This is a genomic window from Desulfosarcina sp. (genome assembly GCF_041551955.1).
Lineage (GTDB): Bacteria > Desulfobacterota > Desulfobacteria > Desulfobacterales > Desulfosarcinaceae > Desulfosarcina.
Genome location: NZ_JBFELV010000091.1, coordinates 1 through 14,490 on the forward strand (window position 1 = coordinate 1; position 14,490 = coordinate 14,490).

The 14,490-nt window shown below is 56.6% G+C and carries 13 protein-coding genes; 1 reads left to right on the forward strand and 12 read right to left on the reverse strand.

Annotation, left to right across the window (positions count from 1 at the left end; all coding sequences use genetic code 11):
- Positions 1 to 148: 148 nt before the first annotated feature.
- The 6 genes from ABYV26_RS09260 to guaB all read right to left on the reverse strand — a co-directional run bounded on the left by ABYV26_RS09260 (position 149) and on the right by guaB (position 8,457).
- Complete coding sequence (locus tag ABYV26_RS09260; protein ID WP_372680307.1) at positions 149 to 991, reverse strand: UbiA-like polyprenyltransferase; 843 nt, start codon at positions 989 to 991, stop codon at positions 149 to 151.
- Complete coding sequence (locus tag ABYV26_RS09265) at positions 988 to 1,629, reverse strand: hypothetical protein (protein WP_372680309.1); 642 nt, start codon at positions 1,627 to 1,629, stop codon at positions 988 to 990. Before ABYV26_RS09265 ends, ABYV26_RS09260 begins: the two co-directional genes overlap by 4 nt.
- Positions 1,629 to 2,435, reverse strand: a complete 807-nt coding sequence (locus tag ABYV26_RS09270; RefSeq protein WP_372680310.1) for a 1,4-dihydroxy-6-naphthoate synthase — start codon at positions 2,433 to 2,435, stop codon at positions 1,629 to 1,631. The genes ABYV26_RS09265 and ABYV26_RS09270 overlap by 1 nt, the downstream gene beginning before the upstream one ends.
- Before the next feature lie 9 nt (positions 2,436 to 2,444).
- On the reverse strand, positions 2,445 to 2,975 hold the full coding sequence (locus tag ABYV26_RS09275) for a DegT/DnrJ/EryC1/StrS family aminotransferase (RefSeq protein ID WP_372680312.1): 531 nt from the start codon (positions 2,973 to 2,975) through the stop codon (positions 2,445 to 2,447).
- 269 nt (positions 2,976 to 3,244) lie between these two features.
- Positions 3,245 to 6,793, reverse strand: coding sequence for a DNA polymerase III subunit alpha (gene dnaE / locus ABYV26_RS09280; protein WP_372680314.1), 3,549 nt, complete (start codon positions 6,791 to 6,793; stop codon positions 3,245 to 3,247).
- 197 nt (positions 6,794 to 6,990) lie between these two features.
- Positions 6,991 to 8,457, reverse strand: coding sequence for an IMP dehydrogenase (gene guaB / locus ABYV26_RS09285; protein ID WP_372680315.1), 1,467 nt, complete (start codon positions 8,455 to 8,457; stop codon positions 6,991 to 6,993).
- Positions 8,458 to 8,847: 390 nt separating this feature from the next.
- Between guaB and ABYV26_RS09290 the strand changes: the two genes are divergently transcribed.
- Positions 8,848 to 9,456 (forward strand): L-threonylcarbamoyladenylate synthase, encoded by a 609-nt coding sequence (locus ABYV26_RS09290; protein WP_372680328.1) that lies wholly within the window; start codon positions 8,848 to 8,850, stop codon positions 9,454 to 9,456.
- On the opposite strand, the gene ABYV26_RS09295 is transcribed toward ABYV26_RS09290, so the two are convergent.
- From ABYV26_RS09295 to ABYV26_RS09320, 6 genes are all read right to left on the reverse strand, one after another.
- Complete coding sequence (locus ABYV26_RS09295; protein ID WP_372680317.1) at positions 9,449 to 9,763, reverse strand: hypothetical protein; 315 nt, start codon at positions 9,761 to 9,763, stop codon at positions 9,449 to 9,451. The two genes, ABYV26_RS09290 and ABYV26_RS09295, sit on opposite strands and share 8 nt — an antisense overlap.
- On the reverse strand, positions 9,723 to 10,517 hold the full coding sequence (locus ABYV26_RS09300; RefSeq protein ID WP_372680319.1) for a ParA family protein: 795 nt from the start codon (positions 10,515 to 10,517) through the stop codon (positions 9,723 to 9,725). Before ABYV26_RS09300 ends, ABYV26_RS09295 begins: the two co-directional genes overlap by 41 nt.
- A 17-nt stretch (positions 10,518 to 10,534) precedes the next feature.
- Positions 10,535 to 11,431 (reverse strand): signal peptide peptidase SppA, encoded by an 897-nt coding sequence (gene sppA, locus ABYV26_RS09305; RefSeq protein WP_372680321.1) that lies wholly within the window; start codon positions 11,429 to 11,431, stop codon positions 10,535 to 10,537.
- Between the two features lie 213 nt (positions 11,432 to 11,644).
- Entirely contained in the window at positions 11,645 to 13,387 is a 1,743-nt protein-coding gene (locus ABYV26_RS09310) for a 30S ribosomal protein S1 (protein WP_372680322.1), read from the reverse strand.
- 199 nt (positions 13,388 to 13,586) lie between these two features.
- Complete coding sequence (gene cmk, locus ABYV26_RS09315) at positions 13,587 to 14,258, reverse strand: (d)CMP kinase (RefSeq protein ID WP_372680324.1); 672 nt, start codon at positions 14,256 to 14,258, stop codon at positions 13,587 to 13,589.
- Positions 14,259 to 14,280: 22 nt separating this feature from the next.
- The coding region (locus tag ABYV26_RS09320) for an aminotransferase class I/II-fold pyridoxal phosphate-dependent enzyme (RefSeq protein ID WP_372680326.1) at positions 14,281 to 14,490 on the reverse strand (210 nt) is incomplete at its 5' end.

The following is a 14,490-nucleotide window of genomic DNA, read 5'->3' on the forward strand; positions in this document are numbered from 1 at the left end:
CCCACCGGGTTGCAACCAGGTCCACCGGCCAGGGAGATTTTTCGACCATCAGCCGGGCGGCATGAATGCCCGACGCACCGGTGATGCCGAGGATCAGATGGGGGGGGTCCGCTTTAACCATAAGAGTCGCTCCTTACACTGTCCTGACTCATGCGACCATGGGTGCCAGGGCACCGGCAATGCCGGCGAAGGTGGAAATGGGGAAAAACCGTTTCGGTATGGGTATGGTGGGGACATACATCAGCCCAAAAAACACGGCCGCCGTGGCCAAGAGCACCCAGGCCATCGCGCCGCCGCCCACCGTCTGGACCAGAGCCACCAGGATGCCCCATGCCATCAGGTGAACCCCTGCCGCCACACGGATGGCACCGTCGGCACCCAACCTGGCCGGCAGGCTGTGGATGTGGTTCTGCCGGTCACTCTCCACGTCCATGAGCGCATAGATGATATCCGCCCCGCTGAGCCAGCAGAATACGAACCCGGAGAAAAGGATCACCGCCCCTGAAAAATGCGGGTGGCCGGAAGCCGCCACATAGGCGCCCAGGGGCGCCAGGGCCAGACAAAAACCGATGCCGAAGTGGCAAAAGGGAGTGAAGCGCTTGAGCAGCGAATAACCCAGCAGCGGGACAAGAGGAATGGGAGACAGGGTCAGACACCAGCCGCCCAGCAACCCACAGGCCACCAGGTACAGCAACAGTCCTGCGAAAGCGACGGCCAAGGCCAGGTTTAACGTCATTTTCCCGGCAGGCAACTCCCTGCCGGCGGTGCGCGGATTCAACCGGTCGATGCGTCGATCGAACACCCGGTTCATGGCCATGCCGAAAATACGAGCGCCCACCGCGGCGACGACGATCAACAGCATCACCACCATCGATGGGAAACGGTTCCCCGCCCCCAGCCAGGCACCGGTGAAAATCAGCGGCAGGCTGAAAGCGGTGTGTTCGATCCGGGTGAAGTTCAATATGTTTTGCAGCGTCGATTCAGGTTTCATAGCCGTTGGTTGCTCGGGTTTATGGTTAGCTCACGGGCCAGTGCATCGGCGATGCGACCCGACACCCAGTCCATATGGCTGGCCAGGTCCTGCCGCCCGTTTTCATCCGCGGTGTCACTGATGCCCTTGATCATGGCACACGGAATGCCGTAAAGCTTGGCCACCCGGGCAACGGCAGCGCCTTCCATGTCCGCCAGGTCGCCGATACCAGCCAACTGGACACGTCGGGCCGCGTCAAAAACCGGTCGATCTTGGGTCACCAGCCGCGCCGGTTTGAATTGGCTGAACCAACGGGCATCGCATGCCATGGTTTGCTCTGCCAGGCCGAAACGGTCGCAGTCGCTTTCAACGGCGGTGCAGATTCGGAAAAGGTCACCGACAGACCAGCTGTTGTCCATGGCCAACCGGCCGCAAAGCCCGGCGTTGAACAGTCTCGAAACCCGGTGGACCAGCACCAGGTGGGTGGCCGCCATGGCGGCTGCGACCTTCCCCATGCCGCTGATGATCGCGATGAATGACCTGTGGTTGGCGCCGGTCTTCCGGAACATCAAAAACGGCTGGGCGGTCAGGGGGTCGGCTGACAGCTGCGACAGGAAGGACTCCGCTTCACGCCGGGTGGCAAAAACGATGCCCACCATCAGATGACACCGGCGTCGCGGGCCATCGATTCCAACTGCTCGATCGCCCGACGGCCCAAGTCGGTCTGCGCCAGACTGAAATCATTCACGAAGGTGCGAACGTGGGCCCGCAGCACTGCATCTTCCATCTCCTGGGCGTGCCGCCGGATGTAAGGCAGCGCCTCTTCCGGATCGGCCATGGCCCGCCGGATGCTCGCGTTGACCGCTGCGTCGATCTGCCGGATCAGCCCTTTTCCCAAACCCTTCCTGGCGGCAATCCCGCCCAACGGGATGGGCAGGCCCGTCATCTCCTCCCACCATGCCCCCAGATCCACCACCGGCGTGAACCCGGCGGCTTCGAAGGTAAAACGGCTCTCGTGAATGATCACGCCGCAGTCGGCCCGCCCCGAGGACAATGCGTTAAAAATTTGATCGTAGGTGGTGAACAACCGCTGGTCGGCTTTCGGGGCCCACAAACGCAGCAGCAAGTGGGCGGTCGTCCATCGACCGGGCAGCACCACCCGGCAGCGATGGATCTCGGTTGGCGTCAACTGCTTTCTGGCAATCAGCACCGGACCGCATCCAAACCCCATCGCCGCACCGCTGTCAAGCAGCTGGTATCGATCTTTTACCTCAAGCCAGGCGTAAAAAGAGAGTTTGGTTACGTCCAGCACCGTATCCATGGCCATGCCGTTGAGGGTCTCTATATCGTGAAGGACCGGCTGCAGTCTGTATCCATCAACACCGACGGCACCATGGGCAATGGCGTTGAACATATAGGTGTCGTTGGGACAGGGAGAATAGCCGAATGTCAGTTGTTTGGTCATGTAAACATCCTAACGGTTCAGAAACCCATCAATTTTCTCGACTACGTAGGCTTGCTGGGATTCGGTGAGCTCCCCACAGATGGCCGAAGCCAGGGTCGGATTGGCGGCCTGCTCGGAAACGGGAAAATCATCGGCTTGACAGCCCAGACCCGCAACGCATTCCTGCTCTTGCTGGTGAACGGGAACGATGGTCTTGATCGTAGTCAAGCCATCTTCACCCATGCCTGCCATTGCAGGGTTGCGTTTATCCGGTGAAATAGGGTAGATGTTCGGGTCGATGTCGACAAAGACCAGAGCGGTGATCGCCCGATCGCCCGGCCCGGTCACCGGAGCCATCAGAGACGACACCAGCGCGTCCTTTCCCGAAGCGCACCCTACCGCTTGATCGGTCTGGCAGTAGCCGGCGATTTTTTTCTCCCCCGCCTCCACCCGGGGGCCCAAGATAAAGTATTGGCCCTCGAAAACCTGCCGGGTGACTTCCGGAACCCGATCCTTGATGGTCCGGTATTGGGATTTAAGATCCAGCAGGGGGACATGCATAACCATCGTCCTTTTAATTTACCTCGGAACACATAACCAGGATAAAGCAGAAACAAAAAATTACAAAACACAAATCTCAGACAGGGGCAAAAACCAACTATTGATCGTCATTTGGAATCCTCAATATTGATGGTTGGAATGCCCTTCCACCTAAATCGCATTGTTTGGAATGTTGAATTTGGTTATTGTGATTTATTTGTCATTTGGTTTTTGGCTATTGTTATTTGCTGTCTATCTCAGGATTAAGATATCGAGATAGTCGTACACGATCAGTTCCGGGTAAAGTGACGTCCATTCCCATTATTGCGGCGCCCGTTGAGATCGCTGTTTCTCATGGCGCTGGCAGCGTCGCTGCAGCGGGTCTGCACGGCAGCATAGCCTAAAATGCTGTTGACCTCACGGGTCATGGCCTCACAGCAATGGATGCGCACCGCTTCAGGCAGCGAGACGACGGCTTCTCCATGATCCTTGACGCAGATGTGCACAAAACCTTTACAGGAACCGGGATATCGCTGCAGCGTTTGATGGACCCGTCTCAGGGTTTCCCGATCCGTAATCTCGGGATCCACCATCAAGCGCACCTCCACCGTCCATGTGGCTTCAGCCTGGTCCATGGGAATAATGGCATCGGCTAGGATCTTTACCCCGTTCTCCTCGACCTGGGCCTGGCCCTGCACCAAAACCGGGGTATCCGACGAAAGCAGGTCGGCACAGCCGGCATAGATGGAAGGGAAGATCACTACCTCCACGGTCCCATGCAAGTCCTCCACGGTGGCAAATCCCATCAGTTCATCCTTGCGGGTGCGAATCACCTTGGAACTGCTGATGGTGCCGCCGATGCGCACAGCGCACTTGTCGGCCACTTCCCGGATGCTGAGAGCATCCACATTGGTAAACTTCTCCAGGATCTTCTTGTACCTGTCCAACGGGTGTCCCGTGACGTAAAAACCAAGGGACTCTTTTTCATGTTGGAGTTTATCCCGATGGTCCCACTCGTCGATGTCCGGGATGGAGGGCTGGTTGATGGCCAGGTCCGCTGCGGACCCCGTGTCGAACAGGCTCATCTGGGCGCTGTTCTTTTCGCGCTGAATGCGCTGTCCATAATCCAGGGCCTCTTCCAGCACCGCCATGAGGCGGGCACGGTATATTCCGGTGAAATCCAGGGCTCCACAACGAATCAGGCTCTCCAGCACCCGCTTGTTGACTTTGGTCAAATCGACCCGCTGGAGAAAATCGAAGAGGGAAATAAACTGTCCGTTTTCTTCACGCTCCTTGATGATCAGGTCAACGGCGGCTTCACCCACATTCTTTACCGCCGCCAGACCAAAGCGGATGCGGCCGTCCACAGCGGTGAACACCGTACTGCTCTCGTTGACGTCCGGCGGCAGCACTTCAATGCTGTGGCTGCGGCACTCGTTGATAAACTTGACCACACCGTCGATGGTGTCGATTTCGCTGGTGAGAAGGGCCGCCATGAACTCGACGGGAAAGTGGGCCTTGAGATAGGCGGTCTGGTAGGCAATCAGGGCATAGGCGGCGCTGTGCGATTTATTGAAGCCGTAACCGCCGAATTTTTCGATCAGATCGAACAGCTCAGTCGCAATGGCTTTGTCCACACCGTTTTTTACCGCGCCGCTGATGAACTTCTCCCGGTGTTTGGCCATCAAGGCTTCAATCTTCTTGCCTATCGCCTTGCGCAGGCTGTCCGCATCGGCCATGGAATAACCGGCCAACTCACCGGCCACCTGCATGACCTGCTCCTGGTAGACCATCACCCCGTAGGTTTCCTGAAGGATCGGTTCCAGGCAGGCCACTGGGTAGACCACCTGCTTTCGGCCGTGTTTACGGTCCACGAAATCGTCAACCATACCGCTGTCCAACGGGCCGGGACGATACAGCGCGACCAGTGCGGTGAGATCATCGAAGGATTCCGGATGCAGGCGAACCAGCAGGTTCTTCATTCCGCTGGATTCCAGCTGAAAAACGCCGGTGGTGTCTCCGGCCTGGAGCAGGGCAAACGTTTTTTCGTCGTCGAAGGGCAGGTCCGACAGATCCGGTGCGGTTTTCCCCTGGGCAGTGATGCTTTTCAGCGCGTGGTCGATCACGGTCAGGTTGCGCAACCCCAAAAAATCGAATTTCACCAGGCCGATATCCTCGACCTTTTTCATATCGAACTGGGTGACCACCTCCCCTTTTTTCCCCTTGTACAGGGGCAGGTAATCCACCAGGGGCCTGTCCCCGATCACCACACCGGCCGCATGGGTCGACGCGTGGCGGGAAAGCCCTTCAAGTGCCCTGCTGATATCGATCAATTCTTTGATGCGTGGGTCGGATGCCACCATCTGGGCAAGCTTGGGTTCTTCCTTCAAGGCCTTGTCGATGGTCATCTTCAGGCTGTCGGGGATCAGCTTGGCAATGGTATCCACCTCCGCCAGCGGAAGTCCCAGGGCCCGTCCCACATCCCTGATCACCAGTTTGGCTTTCATCTTGCCGAAGGTGATGATTTGGGCCACATAGTCACCGCCGCCGTATCGTTCGACCACATAGTTGTAGACCCGTTCGCGTCCGTGGATGCAAAAATCCACATCGATGTCAGGCATGCTGATACGCGACGGGTTTAAAAACCGCTCAAAAATCAGGCCGTGTTCAATAGGATCCAGGTCGGTAATGTTCAGGGCAAAGGAGACCAGGCTGCCAGCGGCGGAGCCACGGCCGGGCCCCACCGGGATGCCGTTCTCCTTGGCATACCGGATAAAGTCGGCGACGATGAGAAAATAGCCGGGAAATCCCATCTCTTTAATGGTCTTTAGTTCGTATTCCAGGCGTTCGCGATAGATCGTTTCATCCAGGTCCGCCGTTTTCTTGCGCACCACGGCCATGCGGCGGTCATAGCCGTCGCGCACCTGCTGGTCAAACAGTTCGTCGGCCGTCTTGCCCGATTCGGCATCGAACTGAGGAAAGTGATAGGTCTTGAAGTCGAACTCGATGTAGCAGCGATCGGCAATGGCGACGGTATTGTCAATGGCTCCGGGATAATCGGCGAAATAGCCGTTCATCTCTTCGGGGGACTTGAAATAGAGCTGATTGGAATCGAAAACGAACCGGTCGGTATCGGCCATGGTCTTCTGGGTCTGGACGCACAAGAGAATCTCGTGGGCCTTGGCGTCCTGCTGATTCAGGTAATGGCAATCATTGGTGGCCACCAGCGGAATGCCAAGCTTTCCACTGAGTTCAACCAGGCCCTGGTTGACCTTTTCCTGGGCTGGAATGCCGTTGTTCTGCAATTCCAGAAAATAATTCCCTTCTCCAAAGGTCTGCAGGTAGTACCGTGCCGCTTCCTCGGCCTTGTCCATCTGGTTGGCCAGAATGTACTGGGGGACGTCTCCTTTGAGGCAGGCGGACAGAGCGATGAGGCCTTCGGCGTGGGCGGCGAGCAATGCCTTGTCGATGCGTGGCTTGTAGTAATATCCTTCCATCTGACCGACAGTGGCCAGCTTGCACAGGTTGCGATACCCCTGCTGGTTTTCGGCCAGCAATACCAAGTGCCGGGTGCCATCCCGATCGAGCGGGGTTTTGTCGGCAAGCGTTCGCGGGGCCACATAGCATTCACATCCGATAATGGGTTTGATGCCGGCGGAGGTGGCCTGCTGATAGAAATCCAGCGCACCGAACATGGTGCCATGATCGGTCAGTGCCACCGCCGGCATGCCGAATGCCTTCACTTTCTTGAACAGGTCTGCCAGTCGAATGGCCCCATCCAGCAAACTGTATTGGGTATGAACGTGAAGATGTACGAATTCTGAGGTGGTTTGGTTCATGGTAAGATTGACATATTCTCGTTTAGACGGTGTCCGTTCAGAAAGGATAGATTTTGGCTCAGTCCAAGGCCGCAGCGAGGTCGAAACCGGAGGCACAGCAGCGCTACGTTGAGGATAGCGCTGAGCTTCACCCTGTGCTTAAACGAGTGAGAACGCCGGCCTGGGCCGAAAGATGCCCTTTCTGGATGGACACCCGATTAATTGTCCACCCTATAATTGGGCGCTTCCTTGGTGATGATTACGTCGTGAACGTGGCTTTCACGCATGCCGGCAGCGCTGATCTTCACAAACCGCGCATTCTGGCGAAGTTCTTCGACGGTTCGGCAGCCTACATAACCCATGCCGGCCTTGAGCCCGCCAATGAGCTGGTGGATATTCACGGACAGGGTGCCTCGGTAGGGTACCCGACCGACGATGCCCTCGGGCACCAGCTTGTCGTCGGTCTCCTGTTCGGTCTGATAATAGCGATCCTTGCTGCCCTGTTTCATGGCTTCCAGGGATCCCATGCCGCGATATACCTTGTAGCTTCGGCCCTGGAAGAGGATCGTTTCCCCCGGACTCTCTTCGGCACCGGCGAACAGGCCGCCGACCATGATGGTATGGGCGCCGGCACCGATAGCCTTGGTGATGTCACCGGAAAATTTGATGCCGCCGTCGGCCATCAGGGGGACCCCCGTCTTTTCCGACACCTCTCGGCAGTTCATTATGGCGGAAATCTGAGGCACTCCGATACCCGCCACGATGCGCGTGGTGCAGATGGATCCCGGACCGATGCCGATCTTGACCGCATCCACACCGGCCTCGATCAGCGCTTGCGCACCTTCACCGGTGCCCACATTGCCGGCAATGAGCTGCAATGCGGGGAAGTCACCCTTCAGTCGCTGGACCGCCCGGATAACGTTGCCCGAGTGGCCATGGGAGGTATCGATAACGATGACGTCGGCACCGGCTTTGAGCAGGGCCTCTGTCCTGGGCATCATGTCATCGCCCACACCAATGGCGGCACCCACCCGCAGCCGCCCCATGGCGTCTTTGCAGGCATTGGGATATTTTTTTATCTTCTCGATATCCTTGATGGTAATCATCCCGGTCAACCGCCCGTTTTTATCCACCACCAGCAGTTTCTCGATTCGGTGGGTCTGAAGCATTTTCTTGGACGCCTCCAGGCTGATGCCCTCACTCACCGTCACCAGGTTTTTGCTGGTCATGACGTCGCTGACTTTTTTGGTCATATCGGTTTCGAAACGCAAGTCACGGTTGGTCACGATGCCCACCAGTTGCTCGCCCCGGGTCACCGGAACCCCTGAAATACGGTAATGGGCCATCAGCTTCATGACTTCTTCAATGGGCCGGTCCGGACCGATGGTCAAGGGGTCTACGATCATGCCGCTTTCCGATTTTTTGACCTGGTCCACTTCCATGGCCTGGTGCTTGACACTCATATTCCGGTGAATAAATCCGATCCCGCCTTCACGGGCCATGGTAATGGCCGTCTGTGCTTCGGTCACCGTATCCATGGCCGCACTGACGATGGGAATGTTCAGTGTCAATTCACGGGTCAAACGGGTTCGGGTGTCGACATCCTTGGGAAGGACATCAGAATAGCTGGGCACCAGCAGGACATCATCAAAGGAATAGGCTTCCTCTGCGATCAGGTTGGTCATGGGATCCTCCGCATCCAAATGGAAGTTGGCCGGGTAGGCAGTGGTGATATCGGGTGACGCCCGCCAGCAGCCCGGTCAGTCCTGTAAAAGGCAAATAAAGGCGGAAAAGACGGGTGTCGTAAAGGTTTTGGCTTACAGGCGACAGACCCCTTTCAATGCGGATCAAACATACAGTGGACCGGAAGCCGATTGAGCGGTTAAACTAACAAATGAAGGGGGCTTTATCAATCTTTATTTGGCTGCTTGACACCCCCGGCAGGCCGTAATAAGTTGTGCCCTTTGCTATTCATGAAGTGCGCCGAAATCGGACGCGATCAGCCATGGGACGGGTCTCCATCAGCCATGGGCGTCATCCGCACTCTCTTTGCCGAATGGAGCCTCAACACCGCCATGCTGCTGACCATCAATCCAGACAATCCTCAGCTACGACTGATCAGCCGGGTGGCGGACATATTGAAATCCGGGGGGTTGATCGCCTATCCCACCGATACCTACTACGGCATTGGATGCGATATCCTGAACAAACGGGCCATTGAACGAATCTACCAACTCAAACAGCGCAATAAAAACCAACCCTTCAGCTTCATCTGCGCCGACCTGAAAAACATCAGCCAGTATGCCAAAGTCTCCAATTATGCCTATAAAACCATGAGACGGCTTCTCCCCGGGCCCTATACCTTTATTCTGCCGGGAAGCAAACTGGTCCCCAAGATCATGCTCACCAAACGCAAGACCGCCGGCATTCGCGTCCCTGCCAACAACATCTGTCTCGCCCTGGTGGAGGCACTAGGCAACCCCGTGATCTCAACCAGTGCCACCGCGGCGGACGGTGAGGTCTTTCACGACGCTTCCCTGATCAATGATCACTTCGGATCAAGACTGGATGCGGTGATCGACGGGGGGCCGGTGTCGGGCATGCCCTCCAGCGTGGTCTCCCTGGAGCAGGATGTGCCAGAAATCATACGTAAAGGGTTGGGAGATGTCAGCCTGTTCACTTAAGGCTGTCAAATCGTTTGAGCAGTTGACTGGCCTTTCCCCGGTCCATATCGTCCAGCGCATAGTGAAGGGCCATTTCAGCCAGAACAGATTTGTTGTCGATGGGCACCCCGTCGAGCTTCAACTGATGGAATTTTCGGTTAAACCGGTCCAACAGGGCCTCTGAAAAATAGAAACCGGCCTTTCTTTTGGGCACCGCCGGTTTGAGGGCAGCCAATTTGGATGCCTGGCGTCCGGTGGCCACGGAAACCGGATCCATGCGTTTTTCGTCAAAGAACTCGGGGATGCTCTTGTTGTCTGATGCCGTCATCAATCAGCCTTTCTGCCAGCTTTCGGTAGTCTTGTGCACCCGATGCGCTGTCGGCGAACTCGAATATGCTCTGCCCGACCACCGGCGCCTCGCATAAACGGACGTTGTGGTGGATGGGATTGCAGATCTGTTTGCGGAAAAGACGCCTGAGCCGGTTGTAGATGTCATGGCTCTGACGGGTACGACGGTCGAACATGGTGGGCAGGATATACTTTAGCCGAAGGGATTTATTCAGTTGCTGGACAGAGACCAGATACCCGAAGAAGGTTTTAAGCCCCTCCAAGGCGGGTCCCTGAAGCGCCACCGGGCAAAGCACCTCTTTGGCAGCCATAAGGATGTTCACGCTCAACACATCCCACCCCGGCGCACAGTCGAAGATCAGGTAATCCAGCCCGTTGTTCTTCGGTGCCAGGCTCTGGTGCAAGATGGCATGGCGATGTTCGCGGGGCTGCTCTCCCAACCAGTTTTTAAGCTCCACCAGCTTGATGCCACCGGCCAGCACCCATAGATTCTGGCGGGCCGAGTGAATGGCCTCTTTCTTTAAAATCGTCCTGCCATTCCCGTCGTGACCGGTAATGAACTCATACAGCCCGTGGGGAGGTGATATACCTAAAAACGTCGTGGTCTGCGCCTGGGTGTCGCAATCGACGAGCAGCACCCGCTTGCCTGCCAGGGCCAGCCCGTGGGCAAGGTTCACCGCCGTCGTGGTTTTCCCCACACCTCCCTTTGCCATGGCCACCGCGATGGTTCGCATACGCTTTCCTTTTCGGATCACGGCCCTTCAGGCAGGTAACGGTATTCGGCATAGATGCCGGGGTGAAGAACCCTGGACATCCAGTCGGATATCGAAGCGGTCATCAAGTAGCGAAGCAGTGACAGTTTTTCGTCGCGAGCATAAACCGGAACCACTTCACCATCAATACCGCCCAATTCCCCAGCCCATTCAAGGGCATCTTCAAAATTGCCAAGACGGTCCACCAAACCTCGGGCCTTGGCATCTTCACCGGTAAAAATGCGCCCGTCGGCGACATGTTCCACCCGGTCACGGTCCATATTTCTGCCTTCGGCAATGGCCGTGACAAATTGTTCATGAATATTGCTGGTAATGGCTTGCAGGATTTCACGCTCGTCGTCCCGCATCTCTCGGGTTGGCGAACCGGTGTCTTTGTAAGGCCCACTCTTGATCACCACCGGCACCATTCCAATTTTGTCCAACAGCTGCCGAAAGTTGGTGTATCCCATGATGACCCCGATGCTGCCGGTAATTGTACCCGGGTTGGCCACGATGCCGTCGGTCGCGCAAGCCACATAGTAACCGCCGGAGGCAGCCACGGCACCCATGGAAGCCACCACCTTTTTGGTTTCAACCGTCTTGCGAATCTCCCGGTAAATTTCTTGAGACGGCCCAACGGCACCGCCAGGCGAATCGATGCGTATCACGATGGCCTTGATGTCTTCATCTTTGCGGAACCGGCGAATGTGCTCGATCGTATCCCGCGCATCGGCTATCGCCCCTTCTATTTCAACGACCCCCACCGCCTCCCCGTCGACCCCGCCGGTTCCCCGAGTCATCCAGGCTGCCATGGCCATGACACCCAGCGTAAGGCCGGTGAAAATGGCAAAAGAGACCAATAAGAAAAAAAGGTAGGGATGTCGTCTGGAAAACATGTCAGTTTCCTTCTTTCGGCGCAGGTCTAATCAATATCGAAAAAGCCCAAGCCGGCGAAATCATCGGACCATGAGCGAAGAATAGAGATGGCAAGACGAAAAAGACGGAGCGGACGGCAACGGACGGGTAGACGGCACCTGGCGTTTCAGGACGATGAATGCCGGCGGCCCGTTGAGGCAAACCGCCGGCATTCATGATTGGAGTCAATCGATTTATTGTTCGTCGTTGTTGAGTTTTTCCTGCAGGTTCTCGCGAAGGATCTCGCCAAAACTGGAGGTTACCGGTCCCATGTTGGTGACGTAATCGGTCAACAGTTCCTGATCGTCTTCCATATCGAGACGCTTGATGGAAAGACCGATGCGCCGCTCGTCGCTGTTGATGTTCATGACCTTGGCGGTCATTACCTGGCCCACCTCAAATTGGCCCACCGGGGTTTTGATCTTCTCTTTGCTGATTTCGGAAACATGCACCAACCCTTCGATACCCTCTTCGAGTTCGACGAAAACACCGAAATCCGTCACATTGGTGATAGTGCCCGTGATCTCCTTGCCCGCCTCATAGCGCTCGGCAACCGTATCCCACGGGTCGGCTTGCAGCTGCTTGATACCCAGGGAAAACCGCTCCTGACCCTTGTCGATTTCAAGCACGATGGCCTGAATCACATCACCTTTCTTGTAGATTTCGGAGGGATGCTTGATACGCTTGGTCCAGGAGATGTCAGAAATATGGACCAGGCCGTCGATGCCTTCATCGATTCCGATGAACAGGCCGAAGTCGGTGATGTTCTTTATTTTTCCTTCAATGGTCGTGCCCACGGGATACTTGTCGCTGATCACGTCCCAGGGATTGGGTGCAGCCTGCTTCATTCCTAATGAAATCCGCCGGTTCTCGGGCTTGATATCCAGCACGAGGGCATCCACGATCTCTCCTACGGAGACCACCTTGGAGGGATGGCGGACCTTACGGGTCCAGGACATTTCAGATACGTGAATCAGGCCTTCGATGCCTTCTTCCAACTCGACAAATGCGCCGTAATCGGTCAGACTCACCACCTTGCCGCTGATTCGCGAACCCACGGGATACTTGTCGCTGGCGCTGGCCCATGGATCTTCACTGAGTTGCTTCATGCCCAGAGAAACCCGTTCACGCTCCAGGTCCAAGCTCAGGATCTTGACATCGATCTGGTCGCCCACGCTGAACAACTCGGACGGATGCTTGACCCGACCCCAGGAGATATCAGTGATGTGCAGCAGTCCGTCCACGCCGCCGAGGTCGACAAAAACACCGTATTCGGTCAGGTTCTTGACGATGCCAGAGACCACTTTGCCTTCGTGAATGGTGGCCAGGGTCTTGGCCCGCTTGCTTTCACGCTCCTCTTCCAGGAGCACCCGCCTGGAAAGAACGATGTTACTGCGCTTGCGGTTGTATTTCAGGATCTTGAATTCGAATTCCTTGCCGACCATTTCATCCAGGTTGCGAATGGGTCGAAGGTCCGCCTGTGACCCGGGCAGAAATGCCTGAAGGCCGATATCCACGGAAAAACCGCCCTTGACGCGGTTGGTGATCGTTCCGGTGATGGTTTCATCGGCTTCGTGACGTTTCTTGATGTCGTCCCAGACCTTGACCTTCTCGGCTTTTTCCTTGGATAGAACGACCACTTCATTCTCGTCGTCCCACCACTCCACCATGACTTCGACGGTGTCGCCCACCTCGGCGCTGACTTCGCCGTCCACTTCAAACTCCCGAATGCGAATCTGGCCTTCGGATTTGTAGCCGATGTCCACCAAGACGTGGTCTTTGTCCACAGAGATGATCTTTCCGTTGACTACCTCACCTTCGGCAAACCGCTTGAAGCTCTCCTCATACAGATCCATGAGTTCAGCCATGCTTTCGCCGGTAACGCTGTCTTTCTCGATCGGTTCTTCGGTTGATTCGTTGTCTAAAAAGTTGTCCATTGACTGATGATTACCCCCTTAGCCGCTTTTTATTTTACTGCAAACGCTTGCTCATGCAGTATAGCCTGAGGACAATACAGAAGCCTCAGGCAAAATGCAATGATTTATTTAACATGGCGGCCACGATCGGCCACTGCGGGGAATTGTCGCGCGACCGAGAACGTAACACGCGATATCAGGCCCGGGGTCAAGCCCCGGGTCAAGGCTGATCGGTGACCCTGCGGACACGGGCCATCATCGCGTCGACTACCTGTCTGGCAGTCACGGCCGTTGAGTCGATGATAACCGCGTCGTCAGCCGGCCTCAACGGTGCAATATCACGGCTGCTGTCGTTTTGATCCCTGCGGCGGATATCCTGCTCGATCTGCGCGAGGGTCTGTCCGCTGCCCTCATCGTACTGCGCAAAGCGTCGGAGCGCGCGCTGCCGGGTCGTGGCATCCAGAAAAAACTTGAGGTCCGCTTCGGGGAATACGACCGTTCCCATATCGCGACCCTCGGCCACCAGCCCCCCTGTCCGTCCCACGTCACGCTGGATGTCCAACAGTGCCTGCCTCACCACGGGGCGGGCCGACACGGCGGATGCCAGCATGCTGATCTCGGGTGAACGAATCCGCTGGGTGATGTCCACACCGTTTAAAACCAATCGGTCCCCCTCGATGCTGAGGCGCACGGTCCTGCAGACATCAGCGAGCCCCCGCTCATCGCCCGGTTGAATACCGGCCGCACGGACAGCAAAGGCGACGGCCCGGTACAAGGCCCCCGTATCAAGGTATCGATACCCCAGTTTCCGGGCCAGCATTTTGCTGACCGTGGTTTTTCCGGCACCAGCGGGTCCGTCGATAGTTATCAGCAGCATCGGTTGATGGGCCATTGGGTGTTACCTGGCGAATCCGCTAGGAGACCTCTTTTGCGTAGAGTACCGTTTCCAGTGCTCGCAGAAAACGTCGGTTTTCGGATTCGAGCCCCACGTTGATGCGGATATAAGTGGGGAATCCGTAAGCGCGCATGGACCTGACGATCACGCCCTGCCGCAGCATGTTTTCAAACACAACATCCGCCGGCTGCCCGACGTCGATGAGAAAGAAGTTGGCCTCGGTTTTAAA

Excerpts from the sequence above, each read along its gene's own strand:
- ABYV26_RS09260 (WP_372680307.1), bottom strand. The coding sequence starts at position 991 with ATGAAACCTGAATCGACGCTGCAAAACATATTGAACTTCACCCGGATC.
- ABYV26_RS09265 (WP_372680309.1), bottom strand. The coding sequence starts at position 1,629 with ATGGTGGGCATCGTTTTTGCCACCCGGCGTGAAGCGGAGTCCTTCCTG.
- ABYV26_RS09270 (WP_372680310.1), bottom strand. The coding sequence starts at position 2,435 with ATGACCAAACAACTGACATTCGGCTATTCTCCCTGTCCCAACGACACC.
- ABYV26_RS09275 (WP_372680312.1), bottom strand. The coding sequence starts at position 2,975 with ATGCATGTCCCCCTGCTGGATCTTAAATCCCAATACCGGACCATCAAG.
- dnaE (WP_372680314.1), bottom strand. The coding sequence starts at position 6,793 with ATGAACCAAACCACCTCAGAATTCGTACATCTTCACGTTCATACCCAA.
- guaB (WP_372680315.1), bottom strand. The coding sequence starts at position 8,457 with ATGACCAACCTGATCGCAGAGGAAGCCTATTCCTTTGATGATGTCCTG.
- ABYV26_RS09290 (WP_372680328.1), top strand. The coding sequence starts at position 8,848 with ATGCTGCTGACCATCAATCCAGACAATCCTCAGCTACGACTGATCAGC.
- ABYV26_RS09295 (WP_372680317.1), bottom strand. The coding sequence starts at position 9,763 with ATGACGGCATCAGACAACAAGAGCATCCCCGAGTTCTTTGACGAAAAA.
- ABYV26_RS09300 (WP_372680319.1), bottom strand. The coding sequence starts at position 10,517 with ATGCGAACCATCGCGGTGGCCATGGCAAAGGGAGGTGTGGGGAAAACC.
- sppA (WP_372680321.1), bottom strand. The coding sequence starts at position 11,431 with ATGTTTTCCAGACGACATCCCTACCTTTTTTTCTTATTGGTCTCTTTT.
- ABYV26_RS09310 (WP_372680322.1), bottom strand. The coding sequence starts at position 13,387 with ATGGACAACTTTTTAGACAACGAATCAACCGAAGAACCGATCGAGAAA.
- cmk (WP_372680324.1), bottom strand. The coding sequence starts at position 14,258 with ATGGCCCATCAACCGATGCTGCTGATAACTATCGACGGACCCGCTGGT.